Origin of the sequence: Escherichia sp. WS3063 (assembly GCF_046486595.1) — a bacterium.
Lineage (GTDB): Bacteria > Pseudomonadota > Gammaproteobacteria > Enterobacterales > Enterobacteriaceae > Escherichia > Escherichia coli.
In genome coordinates this window covers 35,396-54,144 of sequence record NZ_JBJQKY010000027.1, presented here as the reverse complement: position 1 = coordinate 54,144, position 18,749 = coordinate 35,396, and the positions used below count along the sequence as shown (strand labels likewise).

Annotated in this window: 13 protein-coding genes; all 13 read left to right on the top strand. The window is 46.1% G+C overall.

Going from position 1 to position 18,749, the window contains the following annotated elements; genetic code table 11:
• Positions 1–559: 559 nt before the first annotated feature.
• The 13 genes from ACJHYW_RS20580 to aldB all read left to right on the top strand — a co-directional run bounded on the left by ACJHYW_RS20580 (position 560) and on the right by aldB (position 18,740).
• On the top strand, positions 560–1,087 hold the full coding sequence (locus tag ACJHYW_RS20580; protein ID WP_001361567.1) for a fimbrial protein: 528 nt from the start codon (positions 560–562) through the stop codon (positions 1,085–1,087).
• Between the two features lie 71 nt (positions 1,088–1,158).
• Positions 1,159–3,516 (top strand): PefC/AfrB family outer membrane usher protein, encoded by a 2,358-nt coding sequence (gene pefC / locus ACJHYW_RS20575; RefSeq protein WP_061092949.1) that lies wholly within the window; start codon positions 1,159–1,161, stop codon positions 3,514–3,516.
• A 7-nt stretch (positions 3,517–3,523) separates the two neighbouring features.
• Positions 3,524–4,204: a fimbrial chaperone gene (locus tag ACJHYW_RS20570; protein ID WP_001334045.1), complete on the top strand. Its 681-nt coding sequence runs from the start codon at positions 3,524–3,526 to the stop codon at positions 4,202–4,204.
• Between the two features lie 29 nt (positions 4,205–4,233).
• Complete coding sequence (locus ACJHYW_RS20565; protein ID WP_001170858.1) at positions 4,234–5,205, top strand: fimbrial protein; 972 nt, start codon at positions 4,234–4,236, stop codon at positions 5,203–5,205.
• A 13-nt stretch (positions 5,206–5,218) separates the two neighbouring features.
• A complete protein-coding gene (locus tag ACJHYW_RS20560) occupies positions 5,219–5,740 on the top strand; it encodes a fimbrial protein (RefSeq protein WP_000521294.1) in 522 nt (173 codons plus the stop codon).
• On the top strand, positions 5,733–6,251 hold the full coding sequence (locus tag ACJHYW_RS20555) for a fimbrial protein (protein WP_000610758.1): 519 nt from the start codon (positions 5,733–5,735) through the stop codon (positions 6,249–6,251). Before ACJHYW_RS20560 ends, ACJHYW_RS20555 begins: the two co-directional genes overlap by 8 nt.
• A 171-nt stretch (positions 6,252–6,422) precedes the next feature.
• Positions 6,423–10,232 carry a S6 family peptidase gene (locus ACJHYW_RS20550; protein WP_410233374.1) on the top strand — a complete coding sequence of 1,270 codons (3,810 nt, stop codon included), beginning with the start codon at positions 6,423–6,425 and terminating at the stop codon, positions 10,230–10,232.
• Between the two features lie 156 nt (positions 10,233–10,388).
• A complete protein-coding gene (locus tag ACJHYW_RS20545) occupies positions 10,389–10,997 on the top strand; it encodes a glutathione S-transferase (RefSeq protein ID WP_000779792.1) in 609 nt (202 codons plus the stop codon).
• Between the two features lie 97 nt (positions 10,998–11,094).
• The gene (selA, locus tag ACJHYW_RS20540; protein WP_000206229.1) at positions 11,095–12,486 is read left to right on the top strand and encodes an L-seryl-tRNA(Sec) selenium transferase; all 1,392 of its coding nucleotides are present in this window, start codon (positions 11,095–11,097) and stop codon (positions 12,484–12,486) included.
• On the top strand, positions 12,483–14,327 hold the full coding sequence (gene selB, locus ACJHYW_RS20535; RefSeq protein ID WP_000582421.1) for a selenocysteine-specific translation elongation factor: 1,845 nt from the start codon (positions 12,483–12,485) through the stop codon (positions 14,325–14,327). The genes selA and selB overlap by 4 nt, the downstream gene beginning before the upstream one ends.
• A gap of 190 nt (positions 14,328–14,517) precedes the next feature.
• Positions 14,518–15,669: an L-threonine dehydrogenase gene (yiaY, locus tag ACJHYW_RS20530; RefSeq protein ID WP_000741500.1), complete on the top strand. Its 1,152-nt coding sequence runs from the start codon at positions 14,518–14,520 to the stop codon at positions 15,667–15,669.
• Positions 15,670–15,798: 129 nt separating this feature from the next.
• Positions 15,799–17,094 (top strand): Fic family protein, encoded by a 1,296-nt coding sequence (locus tag ACJHYW_RS20525; protein WP_000985745.1) that lies wholly within the window; start codon positions 15,799–15,801, stop codon positions 17,092–17,094.
• Between the two features lie 107 nt (positions 17,095–17,201).
• The gene (aldB, locus tag ACJHYW_RS20520) at positions 17,202–18,740 is read left to right on the top strand and encodes an aldehyde dehydrogenase AldB (protein ID WP_000183978.1); all 1,539 of its coding nucleotides are present in this window, start codon (positions 17,202–17,204) and stop codon (positions 18,738–18,740) included.
• Positions 18,741–18,749 lie beyond the last annotated feature (9 nt).

Sequence of the window (18,749 nt, the reverse complement as noted above, 5' to 3'; positions counted from 1 at the left end):
TAAGTGATCTATAATCATTTTTCAGTATAAGGTCGTTTCATGCTGTTGATCTGTTGAGGGATATTCATTGTCACAATTAAGATATGTTCAAGGTAAATGGTATGTTTTCTTCAAAAAATCCCGACTTCAATAGCAGACGGTCTGTTGCCATCAAAAGAACAATTGAACTTTTACTATAGGCATGTCGTGACAGATGAGAATATGTTTTTAAATACACTCTAAAATTTAAATTTTACTTATCAAAATATTCAATTCCCATGAGGATAATTTTAAATATAAATAAATGGCGCAATAAATAAAACTATTTCGTCCTTAATTTGAAGACTGTTCTTAATAAGCATAAAAATAAAAAAATCAAGAATAAAAATGAAATTTAATTTAGCGTGTGTTTTCTAAATAGAATAAAGAGATATAAAAACCAGATAATGAGGTTTTATTGTTGACCATTATATCTTATGCAAGGTAATTTTGGCGACGTTCATGAACTTCTGGGCATGAATAAATATAGGACTAACCGAATTTGGGCTAACAATTCTTTAAAGGCTTTAAGGAGCATTAAATGAAAAAATTGGTTTTAGGTTCAGCTATTCTTGCTGTACTTGGGATGACTTCTACTGCAATGGCTGCAAACAATGGTACTGTTAATTTTACAGGGGCTGTATCCAGCGCAACGTGTGATCTTAAAGTTACAAATGCTTCTGGAGCTGAGATACCTACAGTTGATTTAGGTACTGTATCAACGACGGGAACACCTGCTTCAGTTCAATTTAAGCTTGTTCCTTCAGATAATGCTTGCTTGGCAAAAAATGGAGCCCAGATTAGCTGGACATCAAATAATTTAACAACCCAAGGTTTTAGCAATGCAACTACGGGGGGAACAAATGCATATATGGCATTACTTACTTCTAATGCCCAAGAGACTGGTGCGAGCTCATATGTTAAATCCGGTCAAACTACTTTTAACTATCAAGTAACTAGTGGCGGTATTCGATCTTTTGATTACAGTGCTTCGTTAGTTAAACCTACTGGTACTGTGACTCCAGGCGCATTTTCAACTTCAGCAAGTTATGTTGTTGCTTATAAATAATATATGAGCGAAGGAAGGGAGGATTAATCTCCTCCCTTCTTATTACCTGATGTTTATGGCAAGGGAAAATAATGAAAAAAGAAATATTTATTGCCGCTATTATTTTTCATTTACTATCTAAAGGTGCTCTTGCCGAAGAGTTCAACTACAGCTTTATTCGTGGAGGGAGTAAGGATATTCCTGATGTTTTAAACAGCAATAAAGAAAACGTACCGGGTAAATATGTTGTTGATGTTGTTTTCAATGGTTCTAAAATCGCGTCATCTACTGAGATGAGCATCGCAAAAGAGGATGCTGAGGGGATATGTCTTTCTGATGAATGGCTAACTGAAAACGGCATTATAATTAATAAAGATTTTTATAAAAATGTTTATAATTCTGCACGCCAGTGCTATTTGCTGGGTAATGAGGCGAACAGTAAAGTCGCGTTTGATCAATCGTTGCAAGAAGTATCTATTGATTTGCCACAGGCAGGCTTCCAGGACGCAGCAAAAGATGGTGGTGTGTGGGACTATGGTAGTAACGGTTTTAAAATAGCTTATGACGTTAATACTGCAAAAAATAGCAACCAGGAAAGAACCACCTACAGTAGTATTGATGGCCAGGTGAATCTGGGCGAATGGGTGTTATTGGGTAGGGGGTATGCTTACCAGGGCGAAAATTTCGATACTAATAACCTGTTACTGACGCGGGCAATCAAATCACTGAAATCCGATTTGCAACTGGGCAAGACACAGCTTTATAACTCATTGAATAATGGTTTTACCTTTTACGGTGCTCAGCTTAAATCGAATCAGGATATGTATCCGTGGAACTCTCGTGCCTATTCGCCGGTAATTAATGGTATTGCGCGAACCCATGCCAGGGTAACCATTGAGCAGAGTGGTTATACCTTAAAATCTATTGTCGTGCCTCCGGGACCATTTGTGATCAACGATCTTAACGGCGTTTACTCTGGCGATTTGATCATGAAAATCTATGAAGAGGATGGCTCCGTTCGTGAACAGCGTTTCCCTGTCGCAGTGTTGCCTAATTTGTTAAGACCGGGAACGTATAACTACGCCCTCGCCATGGGTAGCAAAGTTAACCAAGATAATGGCGAACGGGATAAAGAAAGTCTGTTTGCCCAAATGAGTTATGACTATGGATTCGAGCCTTTTACACTCAATAGCTCTTTATTGCTGGATAAAAATTATAACAATATTGGTTTAGGACTAATTCGCTCGTTTGGATGGTTTGGAGCCATGTCTTTTAGTGGCAACTTATCACAAGCAAAATACCATAATGGTAAGAATCTAAAAGGCTATAGCACGTCATTAAAATATGCAAAAGCGCTTGGTGATAATGCAAATTTACAGCTTATTGGTTACCGTTTTAATTCAGAGGATTATATTGACTATGCTGATTTTACTTATAATTCATATAGTTTTATAAGAAATAGGCCAAAGCAACGCTATGAGTCAATCGTTACCTACCAGCTACCAGAAAAAGGTATGTTTTTAAACTTTTCTGCGTGGAAGGAAGATTACTGGGATAATTATAACGAGGTCGGTGCTAACTTAAGTCTGACAAAAAGTTTTGATCAAATAACAATGACACTGAACGGTGGTTATTCCAGACTGCAAAATATGGATGCTGACTATAATGTTGGTTTGTCATTAAGTGTGCCGTTAAGTCTGTTTGATAAAACACATTATAGTTTTTCGAATGTTAACTATGATCGACGTACGGGGACCAGTATGAATACTGGGATCTCAGGAATGATTAACCAAAGACTGAGTTATAACGCATCAGTTAACCAGACGCGTGATACTACCGGTGGTACACTTTCTGCCTCCTATTTATTCGACTGGATGCAGACATCAGCAACGTATTCACAAACTGGGAAAAATTCATCTACCTCACTCCAGTTGGGTGGTAGTGTAATTGGTGTACCAGAAGGTGGCATAATATTTACTCCAGTTAAAAATGATCAACTGGCTATCGTGCAAATGAAAGATGTCCCCGGTGTTATGTTTAATGGTTCTTTACCGGGAGATAAATATGGTCGGGCGGTAATCCCACTTACTGCTTATAACAATAATACGATTTCTGTAAATGCAGAAAAATTACCGAAGAATATTGAGCTTACAGATAATGCGATTAATGTGACCCCAACGGGAAATGCTATCATTTATAAAAATGTGAAGTTTAAGAAAATTAATACCTATGTGGTTAAACTTTATGGGAAAAATGGTTATGTCGTTCCTATGGGTAGTATCGCAAAAAATACACAGGGTAAAGAAGTGGGTTATGTAAATAACGGTGGTATTTTGCTGATGAACCTTGAAACACACGATGAAGGTGTTATTTCGCTTGACCAGTGTCAATTTAATACGCAGTCACTGAAGAAAAACCATGACCAAACTCAGGAGATTCACTGTGAGTAACAATGTAATGAAAAAAATAAATCTCATGCCAGTATTGGCTTTGCTGCTGATCTGCTTTAATAGCCATGCTGCCTTTGTTCTCAATAGTACGCGTTATATTTTTGCGGGCGATAAGGATAACATTTCAGTCCAGGTCAATAATGAATCTTCTCAAGAGTATGGCGGTCAAATCTGGATCGATAATGCAAATGCAAGAGATCAGAACGTTTACTTTGCCCCCAGTCCGACCTTTTTCAAAGTTTCTGGTGGACATAAACAAATTTTGCGTGTCCTGAAAATTAATGACAGTTTACCCAAAGACAAAGAATCACTGTTTTGGGTCAACGTCCAGGAAATCCCTAAAGCACCAAAAGAGGGCACAAACTCCCTTGCCATAGCATTGCATACTCAGGTTAAGATGATTTATCGGCCTGAGTCACTAAAAGAGGGTAGGGAAGATGCGGAGAAAAATATCAAGATCATCCATGAGGGGGGAAATACGATTTTATATAATAACTCTCCGTACTATTTTGCAGTGATTAATGTAAAGCAAAATGGTCATGATGTGAAACTTAGCGAAGAAACTAAAAATAAGATCGCGGCTTTTGCGCCTTTTGAGAAGGTATCTCTGGGAAGTAAACTTTCAGGAAAAGATATTTCAATTGTTTCTTTTGATGATTATGGCGTAGACCGGGAATATAAACTCTAGCCCAAACCTTTATTATTAAGGAGAATGCTATGCAGAAATTATTATTTCTTGTATTTACGCTATTTTTTATTTCGCCACATAGTCATGCGGCGGTGGATTGCTCCAGTGGTAGAATTACTCTTGGATATGATAATACGACTACAAATTACAATACTTACAACTCTACGCAGAATGGACCCGTTGCTACATTAGTTGCTAATGTATCGCAGAATTTTTCGTGCGGTGGTGATTATATCGAAACAACCACTATGAACAGGAAAAGTTATTTAGTCTTACCTATTACCAGTGGGGGAACTTGTAGTAATGGTGTTTTAACTACTACCATTCCCGGCGTTGTCTGGCGCCTTGATGGATTTACCTGTTTGGGGAATGGGTTAAAGACCACTAAAGAATTAAACGGCGGTGATACCTGGTCTGGGACAGTAGGGAAACTTATCTTAACACTGACAGATGAGTATTGGCGGCAGAATAATTCCACACGAACATTTACTTTACCGGCCCCTTCTCAAGGAAATGTCAAGGGAACGAATGTTAATGTCGTGGTAACAGCAAATCCGGCAACCTTGACGCATAAAGTTATGCACTTAGGTAGTTGCTCGATGGCAACAACACCAGTTAATTTGGACTTCGGGACTATATCACCCATTGAAATTAATAAAGGAGCTCTATATCAATCTGTTACTGTTACCTGGCACTGCGTTAACAAAGCACTCGCAGTGAATGGTTTTAATTTACGTTTTGATCCTGAGAATGTTGTTAATGCTAACCAAGCCACTTTTAGTGCCACTGCTACTGATGGTAAAAAACTAAATTTCCAGTTGGTTCAATATAATCAAGGGAAAGAAACACCTCCCCAGCTTAATAAAAGCATTCAGGTGTATGCTCCAGTAACGAATGATGTTTACAATACACTTAGTTTAAGAATAAAAGTATTGCCAGCATCAACTTATCCCACAGGGAAAGTATCAACGTATTTAACAATTACAGCGACATATATGTAACTGGTGATATTTTATGGGAAAGTGGAAAATATTATTTTGCATGATTGCATTACTTTGCAATTGCTGCTATGCGTCGCGAACTATTTCGAATAGAGTAAACATCACGGCGACGATGGCTCTCAACACCTGTGCATTAACGTTAACACCAGACAACGTGAATTTTGGTGGAGTACGTATTGATGAGATTGAAGCGGCGATTATTTCTCCGCAGACTGTATCGCTTGCAATGCAATGTAGTTGGCCTGCTAGCGGGGTATCGGTAAAGTTTGTACCAAAGGATGGAGTTTCCACTAGTGACCCAAATATTATGAAAACAGGACTATCTGGTGTTGGCTTGGCTTTATCGTGGAAAAAGAGTACAGCTTCTGACTTTACCAATATTAATTACAATACGTCGTTGCAACTCAATGCTCAGGAACAATCAAGTAATGTGGCATTAGGGCAGTTTAAACTTTTACCAAAAAAGGTTCCTGAGCAAACAATACAAAGTGGCAATATAGCAACCAGTCTAACTGTCGAGGTTAGCTATGATTAACTCTTTCTGTAAATATATTCTTATAGCAGTGACTGCGCTGGCTCCTCTCTGGAGTAATAATGCAATTTCTGCACAAACGGCAAGTGCAAACCTACCGATTACGATGGCAGTAACAAATCCACAATGTACCATTAATAATGGGCAAGGATTACCTGCCACCGTTCAGCTTCCTGTTGTCACAACCGCGGGAGTATTTGCGGATAACAATAGTACCGAAGTTCCTATTGTTATTAACTGCGCGGGGAGTGTCTCGAAATTTGAAATTACATTAACAGGAGGAACTTCTTCGAAAATCACGACCAGTAATAATATGGTTGATATTGCACTTGTATGGAAACAGGGTGGCTCAGCTGTTCAGTTTGGAACACCAGTAGCTTTAAATAAAGCACCATATCTTGTAAGTAATAAGGAATTTGATGCTTCGCTAATAGCCACTGTCACACCACATACCGGAAATATACCAGCGGGTATCTATACTGCGAGTTTACCTATAACGTTAACGTACTATTAATAAAATATTGAGGAAGTTGGCAATTGGTTGGTATTAATGCTGGGGTTATTTCATTGGTATTAATGTCTGGTTAAATCACTCTTAATAGCGCGCCAGACATCTAAAACGAATTATTAAATACATTAAGTTAAAATTTCATCGTAAAAAAATTAGATTATAGCGATATTGACAATGAATTTTGTATATACTCTAAAGTTAAATAAAAAAAGAGAGTTGGTTGTAGTATCTGAACTTTCTGGTGGGGTTAAAAAATCAGCTCGAAATAAGCTATTAAAATCTGTTGTTGTTTTAATGACTACTTTAGCTACTCAACTCTATTCACCATTAATTCAGGCGTCAATTGTGGGAATGGATATCCCATATCAGACCTATCGTGATTTCGCTGAAAATAAAGGAGCGTTCTCAGTCGGAGCGCTGGATATTCCTTTGTATAAGAAAGACGGGACGTTGTACTCCACACTGAATAAGACGCCAATGATAGATTTTAGCGCTGTTGATAGTGGACAGACAGTAGCTACGTTAATTTCGCTACAATATATTGTAAGCGTAAAGCATAATACTGGCTATAAGAATGTTCGGTTTGGCTACAGAGATGATAGTTCTTATATTCTTGTCGATCGTAATAATAGTTCTGTAGATTTCCATACTCCGCGTTTAAATAAAATTGTAACCGAAGTGGTTCCGGCTGATATAACCGATGCCGGTACTGCCAACGGAACTTATCAAAATCAAGACCGTTTTCCGATCTTTTACCGTGTTGGTACTGGTACGCAATATGTGAAAGACCGTAATGGGAAATTAACTCAACTTGCTGGCGGTTACGCATATAGAACGGGCGGGACCGTTGGTAAACCAACATCATCAAACAAGAGAATAGTGTCCAACCCTGGTAATACCTATTCTGCGGCTAACGGCCCTATGCCTTCCTATGGAATCCCCGGTGATAGTGGCTCTCCCCTTTTTGCCTGGGATACGCAACGTAATAAATGGGTGTTGGTTGCAGTACTCAATTCCTATGCGGGTAATGCAGGAAAAACCAACTGGTTTACCGTTATTCCAGTGAATGAAGTGAGTGCCAATATTGAGGCTGATACTGACGCGCCAGTGACGCCAACGAGTACAACCGAAAATATTAACTGGACTTACGATATTTCCACGGGTACCGGTAAGCTGACCCAGGGAACGGATGCCTGGGAGATGCATGGTCGTGACACTGGAAGTAGTGCTGTTTCATTTAATCATGGAAAGGATTTGTCCTTCGAAAACACCGGCACAGTGGTATTAAAGGATATTGTCAATCAGGGAGCGGGTACGCTCACATTTAACGGTGATTACATAGTAAAACCGGACGCTGATCAGACTTGGGTAGGGGGCGGTATTATTGTCAATGGTGATCATACCGTGAACTGGCAAGTTAACGGTGTTAAGGGCGATAGTATGCATAAGCTAGGTACCGGGACGTTAAACATTTCCGGCACTGGCATCAATCCCGGAACGCTCAGTGTGGGTGATGGAACAGTTGTGCTCGCCCAAAAACCAGATAGCAACGGTCAGGTTCAGGCGTTCGAGTCCGCCAGTATTGTTAGTGGTAGGCCAACTCTGGTACTGAGCGATAGTCAGCAAATGAACCCGGATAATATCAAATGGGGGTATCGTGGCGGCAAACTCGATATTAACGGTAATGATTTAACCTTTCATGCGTTAAATGCAGCTGATGAAGGAGCGATATTAACCAATAGCGGTTCGCTTGCGACAACTAGCCTGGATTTTAATTCAACAGACACCACGAAGCCGGTGACGACGATGTTCCATGGTTTTTTCACTGGCAATGTGAATGTTAAAAATAACGCAACATCCAATGTGAATAATACATTCGTGGTTGATGGCGGAATTAATACGCCAGCGGGTAGTATGACGCAGCAGGGGGGGCGCCTCTTTTTTCAGGGACATCCGGTTATCCATGCTGTGAGCACTCAGTCAGTCGCCAATAAATTAAAGGCGCTGGGCGATGATTCCGTGCTCACCCAACCTGTCTCTTTCACGCAAAGTGACTGGCAAACACGGCAATTTAATCTGAAGTCGCTGGATCTCAACAATGCGGCATTTTACCTTGCTCGTAATGCAGGATTAATCACAACAATCAATGCCAATAATTCCACTGTTACTTTGGGTAGTGAAGATCTTTATATAGATACCAATGATGGTAATGGCGTAAAAACGACACCTGTGGAAGGTCAATCAGTTGCGACTGCATCAGAAGATCAAAGCCACTTTACGGGGAACGTTAATCTGACAAATGGCTCAGCCCTGCGGGTCAATGAGAACTTCAGTGGTGGAATTATCAGTAGCAATAGTAGTGTAACTATCTCTTCGACTAACGCGAATCTGACCGAGAGCAGCATGTTTACCCACTCTGTAATCAAACTCTCTGATAATGCTCAACTGACAAGCACTGCCGGTTTGCAATCGGATGGTACTATCGAGTTCGGAAATGGGGCAAAACTCTCATTGTTAGGGGAATCATCGTCAACCTTTACGCCTTTTTCAGCAACGGCCTGGAATCTCAAGGGGACCGGATCCACGCTGAATATTGGTTCTGGCACCAACGTCAATGGCGACATTAATGCATGGTCTGATACCAACATTAACTTTGGGAATAGCGGAAAACAAAGTACGTCATCAGGCATTTTGTATACAGGCGATATCTACGCACCAGAAGCTAATGTCAGCATTGATAACACTTCATGGACATTGAACAAAACCTCATTGCTGGGCAATCTGACACTCAAAAACAGTCAGCTTATTATGTCTACAGATGGCAAGACCAGCAGCGGCATCAAGGTTGTTGATACGTTTAGTGGAGAAAACAATATTCTGTATGTGAAACCGACCCGGTCGCTTAGTGAAATGTCGGTCAGCAATATTCCGCTTATTACCGCCAAAAACGTAACCAACAATACCCGGGTATTTAAAACGGTGACCCAACAAACAGGCTTTCACTCAATGACTCCAAAGATTGAGGTGGTTAATGTCGATGGGACTACACAGTGGCGTCTGAAAGGATTCGATGTTCAGAGTGATAGTACAGCGCTTAAAGAAGGTCAGCGTTTGATGAACACTAATATTAAAAACTTTCTGACTGAGGTTAATAACTTAAACCGTCGTATGGGTGACCTGCGCGATACAAAAGGTGAAACCGGCGCATGGGCTCGGTTGATGAACTCTTCTGGCTCAGGTTATGGCGGTTTTTCCGATCGCCACGTACATCTGCAGGTTGGTGCTGACAGAAAGCATCATTTTGAGGGGGGAGATCTTTTTACAGGCGTCATGATGACCGTTACCGATAGTAAAGCCAGCGCTGAAAGTTATCAGGGGAAAACCCGTTCCGTAGGTGGTGGACTGTACGCATCGACATTGTTTGATTCAGGCGTGTATGTTGACGTAATCGGTAAATATGTCCATCACAGCAACGACTATTTACTGCAAACGATGGGATTAAAGGCAGACGATACTGCTCACTCATGGTATTTAGGCGCAGAAACGGGTTGGCGCTATCAGTGGAAGCCTGATGTCTTTATTGAACCGCAGGCCGAACTGGTTTACGGGACGTTGTCAGGCAATACCTTTAACTGGCAATACAACGGTATGGATGTCAGCATGGAGCGTAAAAAGGCAAAACCCTTGATTGGCCGTACTGGTGTGGAGTTTGGAAAAACACTGGATGGCCGCGACTGGCAGGTTACAGCGAAGGCTGGTTTAAGTTATCAATTTGACCTGCGTAATACTGGTGCTACCACGTACCGTGATTTTGCTGGTGAGTCCACCGTGTACAACGGTAAAGATGGTCGTATGTTAGCCAATATTGGGATTGATACACGCATTAAAGACAATACCCGTATCGGCCTGACCGTTGAGAAATCAGCATTTGGTAAGTACAACGTCGATAATGCGATCAATGCTAATATCCGCTATACATTCTAATATTTAGAATCTCACCCGAAAGGTCGTTTCATCTACAAGGCCCGATATGCGTACGTATCGGGCCATCTTGCGTTTGTCATCACACTCATATCAATAACACCTGCTTATTTGTAACCATGGGTCATACTCATATTTTGTTAACAAAAAGGAAACATAATGAAACTCGTCGGTAGCTACACCAGCCCGTTTGTACGCAAACTTTCTATTCTGTTGTTAGAAAAGGGCATAACTTTCGAATTTATTAATGAACTGCCCTATAACGCGGACAACGGCGTGGCGCAATTTAACCCGTTAGGGAAAGTGCCGGTGCTGGTGACCGAAGAGGGCGAATGCTGGTTTGATTCGCCGATCATCGCCGAATATATTGAATTAATGAATGTTGCTCCGGCGATGTTGCCGCGTGATCCGCTGGAGTCGTTGCGGGTGCGCAAAATTGAGGCGCTGGCGGATGGCATTATGGATGCCGGGCTGGTATCGGTGCGTGAACAGGCGCGTCCGGCGGCGCAGCAGTCTGAAGATGAATTGTTACGTCAGCGTGAGAAAATCAACCGCAGTCTGGATGTGCTGGAAGGATATCTGGTCGATGGCACGCTCAAAACCGATACGGTCAATCTGGCGACTATCGCCATTGCCTGTGCCGTCGGATATCTCAATTTCCGCCGCGTTGCGCCAGGCTGGTGTGTCGACCGCCCACACTTAGTCAAACTGGTCGAAAACCTGTTTAGCCGCGAAAGTTTTGCTCGCACCGAACCGCCAAAGGCTTGATGCGCGATATGTCCTCCTGACCCATCTCACGTTACAATCCGTGGTTATGTTAAACGCCCTTCTCCGTGTGAGAGGGCCTTGATCAGCCAGGTTTCCTATGACAACCGAAACGCGTTCCCTCTATAGTCAACTTCCGGCTATTGATCGCTTATTGCGCGATAGCTTCTTCCTTTCTTTGCGTGATACTTATGGTCACACCCGCGTGGTGGAATTGTTGCGTCAGATGCTCGACGAAGCGCGAGAAGTGATTCGTGACAGCCAGACGCTGCCCGCGTGGTGTGAAAACTGGGCGCAAGAAGTCGATGCCCGGTTGACGAAAGAGGCGCAGAGCGCGCTGCGTCCGGTGATCAACCTGACGGGAACCGTGCTGCATACCAACCTTGGTCGAGCTTTACAGGCGGAAGCCGCGGTGGAAGCCGTTGCGCAGGCTATGCGTTCGCCAGTGACCCTCGAGTACGATCTGGACGACGCCGGACGCGGACATCGCGATCGTGCGCTGGCGCAGCTGCTGTGCCGTATTACGGGGGCGGAAGATGCCTGTATCGTCAATAACAATGCGGCGGCGGTATTGTTGATGTTGGCGGCCACTGCCAGCGGGAAAGAGGTGGTGGTATCTCGCGGCGAACTGGTGGAGATTGGCGGCGCGTTTCGTATTCCCGATGTTATGCGTCAGGCAGGCTGCACCCTACACGAAGTAGGGACCACCAACCGCACGCACGCGAATGATTATCGTCAGGCGGTGAATGAAAATACCGCACTGTTGATGAAAGTACATACCAGTAACTACAGCATTCAGGGGTTCACCAAAGCGATAGACGAAGCTGAACTGGTGGCGCTTGGCAAAGAGCTGGATATTCCCGTGGTGACTGATTTAGGCAGTGGCTCGCTGGTCGATCTTAGCCAGTACGGTTTGCCGAAAGAGCCAATGCCGCAGGAGTTGATTGCGGCGGGCGTCAGTCTGGTGAGTTTCTCCGGCGACAAGTTGTTAGGCGGGCCGCAGGCAGGGATTATCGTTGGTAAAAAAGAGATGATCGCCCGCCTGCAAAGCCACCCGCTGAAGCGTGCATTACGCGCGGATAAAATGACCCTTGCGGCGCTGGAAGCCACGTTGCGTCTTTATTTACACCCTGAAGCTCTGAGTAAAAAATTACCGACCCTGCGCCTGCTTACCCGCAGCGCAGAGGTCATTCAAATCCAGGCACAACGTTTACAGGCTCCCCTTGCCGCACATTACGGCGCGGAGTTTGCGGTACAGGTTATGCCATGTCTTTCGCAGATTGGCAGTGGTTCGCTGCCGGTTGATCGCCTGCCGAGCGCGGCATTAACGTTTACACCCCATGATGGACGCGGTAGCCACCTTGAGTCATTAGCCGCCCGCTGGCGTGAATTGCCAGTGCCGGTGATTGGTCGTATTTATGACGGACGATTGTGGCTGGATTTACGCTGCCTTGAAGATGAGCAACGGTTTTTGGAGATGTTGTTGAAATGATTATTGCGACTGCCGGACACGTTGACCACGGCAAAACAACCTTATTGCAGGCGATTACTGGCGTAAATGCCGACCGTCTGCCGGAAGAAAAAAAGCGCGGCATGACCATCGATCTCGGCTATGCCTACTGGCCGCAGCCGGATGGTCGCGTGCCTGGTTTTATCGACGTACCCGGTCATGAAAAGTTTCTTTCCAACATGCTGGCGGGCGTTGGTGGTATCGATCACGCGCTGTTGGTGGTGGCGTGCGATGACGGCGTGATGGCACAGACCCGTGAGCATCTGGCGATTTTGCAGCTGACCGGTAACCCGATGCTGACAGTGGCGCTGACCAAAGCCGATCGCGTGGACGAAGCGCGTGTTGATGAGGTTGAACGCCAGGTAAAGGAGGTGCTGCGGGAATACGGTTTTGCTGAGGCAAAACTGTTTATCACCGCAGCAACCGAAGGTCGGGGAATTGATGCCCTGCGCGAGCATCTGCTTCAGTTACCAGAACGCGAACACGCCAGCCAACATAGTTTCCGCCTCGCGATCGACCGTGCATTTACCGTAAAAGGTGCCGGGCTGGTCGTCACCGGTACGGCGTTAAGCGGGGAAGTGAAGGTAGGCGATTCAATCTGGCTGACTGGTGTAAATAAACCGATGCGCGTGCGTGCGCTACATGCGCAAAATCAGCCAACAGAAACTGCCCATGCCGGGCAGCGTATCGCGCTTAACATCGCGGGTGATGCGGAAAAAGAGCAGATTAACCGTGGCGACTGGCTGCTTGCCGATGCGCCGCCGGAGCCGTTCACACGGGTGATTGTCGAGCTTCAAACCCATACACCGCTGACCCAGTGGCAGCCGCTGCATATTCACCACGCCGCCAGCCACGTTACGGGACGCGTTTCGCTGCTGGAAGATAACCTTGCCGAGCTGGTGTTCGACACGCCGCTGTGGCTGGCGGATAACGATCGCATAGTGCTGCGCGATATCTCGGCCCGCAACACGCTGGCGGGGGCGCGTGTGGTGATGCTTAACCCGCCGCGTCGCGGTAAGCGTAAGCCGGAATATCTGCAATGGCTGGCGTCTCTTGCACGGGCGCAGAGCGATGCCGATGCGTTATCTGTTCATCTGGAACGCGGCGCGGTTAACCTTGCGGATTTCGCCTGGGCACGGCAGCTCAACGGCGAAGGGATGCGCGAACTGCTGCAACAGCCTGGCTATATTCAGGCTGGTTACAGCTTGTTGAATGCGCCAGTTGCCGCCCGCTGGCAGCGGAAAATTATCGACACATTAGCGACTTATCATGAGCAACATCGCGATGAGCCTGGTCCTGGGCGCGAACGTCTGCGACGTATGGCGTTGCCAATGGAAGATGAAGCGCTGGTACTGTTGCTGATTGAAAAGATGCGCGAAAGCGGCGACATCCTCAGTCATCACGGTTGGCTGCATCTGCCGGATCACAAAGTGGGCTTCAGTGCAGAGCAGCAGGCCATCTGGCAAAAAGCAGAGCCGCTGTTTGGTGACGAACCGTGGTGGGTGCGTGATCTGGCAAAAGAGACGGGTACCGACGAGCAGGCAATGCGCCTGACGCTACGCCAGGCGGCGCAGCAGGGGATAATTACCGCGATCGTTAAAGATCGTTATTACCGTAACGATCGGATTGTCGAGTTTGCTAATATGATCCGCGATCTCGATCAGGAGTGTGGCTCGACCTGCGCGGCGGATTTCCGCGATCGCTTAGGCGTAGGCCGAAAGCTGGCAATTCAGATTCTGGAATATTTTGACCGCATTGGCTTTACGCGTCGTCGTGGAAATGATCATTTATTACGCGACGCATTATTATTTCCGGAAAAATAAGGAAATGATTAATTCATAATAAATATGAATTAATACAAAATTTCTTATTAATGTTAAGAAGGCACGTTATTTGATGAATGTAACGTGCTTTTTATTAAAAATATTTTAATAAACGGTAATATTGATCATATTTTCAAATGAAAATTCTCAGTAAGCTGCCCGCCCTTTTTTACACTTTCAGGAGTGTGTTATGGCAGCTTCAACCTTTTTTATTCCTTCCGTGAATGTTATTGGTGCTGATTCATTGAATGATGCAATGAATATGATGGCAGATTATGGATTTACCCGTACCTTAATTGTCACCGACAATATGTTAACGAAATTGGGTATGGCGGGTGATGTGCAAAAAGCACTGGAAGAACGCAATATTTTTAGCGTTATTTATGATGGCACCCAACCTAACCCAACCACGGAAAACGTCGCCGCAGGTTTGAAATTACTTAAAGAAAATAATTGCGATAGCGTGATCTCCTTAGGCGGTGGTTCTCCGCACGACTGCGCAAAAGGTATTGCGCTGGTGGCAGCCAACGGCGGCGATATTCGCGATTACGAAGGCGTTGACCGCTCTGCAAAACCGCAGCTGCCGATGATCGCCATCAATACCACGGCGGGTACGGCCTCTGAAATGACCCGTTTCTGCATCATCACTGACGAAGCGCGTCATATCAAAATGGCGATTGTTGATAAACATGTAACTCCGTTGCTTTCTGTCAATGACTCCTCTCTGATGATCGGTATGCCGAAGTCACTGACCGCCGCAACGGGTATGGATGCCTTAACGCACGCTATCGAAGCGTATGTTTCTATTGCCGCCACGCCGATCACTGACGCTTGCGCACTGAAAGCGGTGACCATGATTGCCGAAAATCTGCCGTTAGCCGTTGAAGATGGCAGTAATGCGAAAGCGCGTGAAGCAATGGCTTATGCCCAGTTCCTCGCCGGTATGGCGTTCAATAATGCTTCTCTGGGTTATGTTCATGCGATGGCGCACCAGCTGGGCGGTTTCTACAACCTGCCACACGGTGTATGTAATGCTGTTCTGCTGCCACACGTTCAGGTATTCAATAGCAAAGTCGCTGCAGCACGTCTGCGTGACTGTGCCGCTGCAATGGGCGTGAACGTGACTGGTAAAAACGACGCGGAAGGTGCTGAAGCCTGCATTAACGCCATCCGTGAACTGGCGAAGAAAGTGGATATCCCGGCAGGCCTGCGTGACCTGAACGTGAAAGAAGAAGATTTCGCGGTACTGGCGACTAATGCCCTGAAAGATGCCTGTGGCTTTACTAACCCGATCCAGGCAACTCACGAAGAAATTGTGGCGATTTATCGCGCCGCAATGTAATCATCATTCCCGCAACGGCTGGCGAGTTGTCAGCCGCTTTTTCAACTATCTCAAAACTTGCTTTTTTTGAGATAGTTTCTCTTTCCTGCTATATACTATCTCAATATTGCGCTTTTTTGAGATAAGCACATGGCTATCAAATCACCTCCCGGACTTATTCCTTTATCACACTTATCGGGTGAGGAACTCCTGGCCCACCTGCGCTTTAACCGGGTTACCGATGAAAAAGGACGTTATCTGCCTTTTGATGAGTTGCAGTACCGCATCAAAAAAGGAGAAAACGTCGATGTGGCGTGGACGCTTACCCGTCTGGCGCGCAACGCGGCGATCCAACGAATTAATTATTGCAATGAAGCGGGTGAACAGGCCGGATTCAACATTACCCCGGTGCTTGCAGAAGCGTGCGAGCTTGTCGACAAACGTGCTACCGCGCTGGCGCTGAAAGATCAGACTGAACGGTTACGCGGGGCCGGAGCCGAGTTAAGCCAGTTACGCCTGGAAGAGCCGATCACCAGCTCCCAGCTGGAAGGTGCGAATACTACAACGCTGGTGGCGAGAAAAATGCTGGAAACAGGGCGGTCGCCACGCACTGAAGACGAGCATATGATTGCGGGAAATGCCCGGCTGATGGCGGAAATTCCGCACTTACTCGCAGAACCGCTGACACCTGCGCTTATTCGCCAGTTACATGCCATTGGTATGGGTGGAATCAATGACGCGAAATATCGTCCGGGAGAATTTCGTGAAACAGATGATGTTGTGATCGCCGACTATGATGGCAATATAGTGCATCAACCGCCCGCTGCGGCATTGTTACCGGAACGGCTGGAAAAAGTTTGCCAGTGGTTAAACAGCCATGAAGGGTATATTCATCCGTTGGTCCGTGCCTGCATTCTGCATTTTATGCTGGCCCATGAACATCCGTTTCGGGATGGCAACGGGCGCACCAGTCGGGCGCTGTTTTACTGGTATATGCTGAAATCGGGCTACGATGTCTTTAAATATATTTCCATCAGCCGTTTGCTTCATGCTGCACCGGTCAAATATGCCGCCAGCTACCAGTACACTGAATCAGATGGTATGGATCTGACTTATTTCCTTGAATATCAGGCGGGTGTCATTAAACGTGCTCTGCAAAACTGGCAGCAGCATATCGATGAAATTACACAACGAAGCGCAAAACTCGATAGTGTGCTGTTTAGCTCTGGTGTGCTTAAACGCCTGAATCCGCGCCAGGTAACGCTCCTGAATGTGATGCTCGCCAATCCGGGGAAAGAGTACACAGTTGCTGAAATTAGCGCGAGCCTGGGCGTCTCTGATAATACGGCTCGAGCTGATTTACGGACAATTGTTAAAGAAGGGTTTGCGCAAGAGAAGAAAATTAATGACCAGCAAGCCGTGTACTTCGCGCATTATCCGCTGTAACCCTTGCCCGTAAATTCGTGATAGCCGTCGTAAAGCTGTTATCGACTGGCGAAGATTTCGCCAGTCACGTCTACCCTTGTTATACCTCACACCGCAAGGAGACGATCATGACCAATAATCCCCCTTCAGCACAGATTAAGCCCGGCGAGTATGGTTTTCCTCTTAAGTTAAAAGCCCGTTATGACAACTTTATCGGCGGCGAGTGGGTAGCCCCTGCCGACGGCGAGTATTACCAGAACCTGACGCCGGTGACCGGACAGCTGCTGTGCGAAGTGGCGTCTTCGGGCAAACGAGACATCGATCTGGCGCTGGATGCTGCGCACAAAGTGAAAGATAAATGGGCGCATACTTCGGTGCAGGATCGCGCGGCAATTCTGTTTAAGATTGCCGATCGAATGGAACAAAACCTTGAACTGTTAGCGACGGCTGAAACCTGGGATAACGGCAAACCAATTCGCGAAACCAGTGCTGCTGATGTACCGCTGGCGATTGACCATTTCCGCTATTTCGCCTCGTGTATCCGGGCACAGGAAGGCGGTATCAGTGAAGTTGATAGCGAAACCGTGGCCTATCATTTCCACGAACCGTTAGGCGTGGTGGGGCAGATTATTCCGTGGAACTTCCCGCTGCTGATGGCGAGCTGGAAAATGGCTCCCGCGCTGGCGGCGGGCAACTGTGTGGTGCTGAAACCCGCGCGTCTTACCCCGCTTTCTGTTCTGCTGCTAATGGAAATCGTCGGTGATTTACTGCCGCCAGGCGTGGTGAACGTGGTTAACGGCGCTGGTGGGGAAATTGGCGAATATCTGGCGACCTCGAAACGCATCGCCAAAGTGGCGTTTACCGGATCAACGGAAGTGGGCCAACAAATTATGCAGTACGCCACGCAAAATATTATTCCGGTAACCCTGGAACTGGGCGGCAAGTCGCCAAATATCTTCTTTGCTGATGTGATGGATGAAGAAGATGCCTTTTTCGATAAAGCGCTGGAAGGCTTTGCACTGTTTGCCTTTAACCAGGGCGAAGTTTGCACCTGTCCAAGCCGTGCTTTAGTGCAGGAGTCTATCTACGAACGCTTTATGGAACGCGCCATCCGCCGTGTCGAAAGCATTCGTAGCGGTAACCCGCTCGACAGCGTGACGCAAATGGGGGCGCAGGTTTCGCACGGGCAATTGGAAACCATCCTCAACTACATTGATATTGGTAAAAAAGAGGGCGCAGACGTGCTCACCGGCGGGCGGCGCAAGCTGCTGGAAGGCGAACTGAAAGACGGCTACTACCTCGAACCGACGATTCTGTTTGGTCAGAATAATATGCGCGTGTTCCAGGAAGAAATTTTTGGTCCGGTGCTGGCGGTGACCACCTTCAAAACTATGGAAGAAGCGCTGGAGCTGGCGAACGACACGCAATATGGCCTGGGCGCGGGTGTCTGGAGCCGCAACGGTAATCTGGCCTATAAGATGGGGCGCGGCATTCAGGCCGGGCGCGTGTGGACCAACTGTTATCACGCTTACCCGGCACATGCGGCGTTTGGCGGCTACAAACAGTCGGGCATCGGACGCGAAACCCATAAGATGATGCTTGAGCATTACCAGCAAACCAAGTGCCTGCTGGTGAGCTACTCGGATAAACCGTTGGGGCTGTTCTGATGTGAAAGG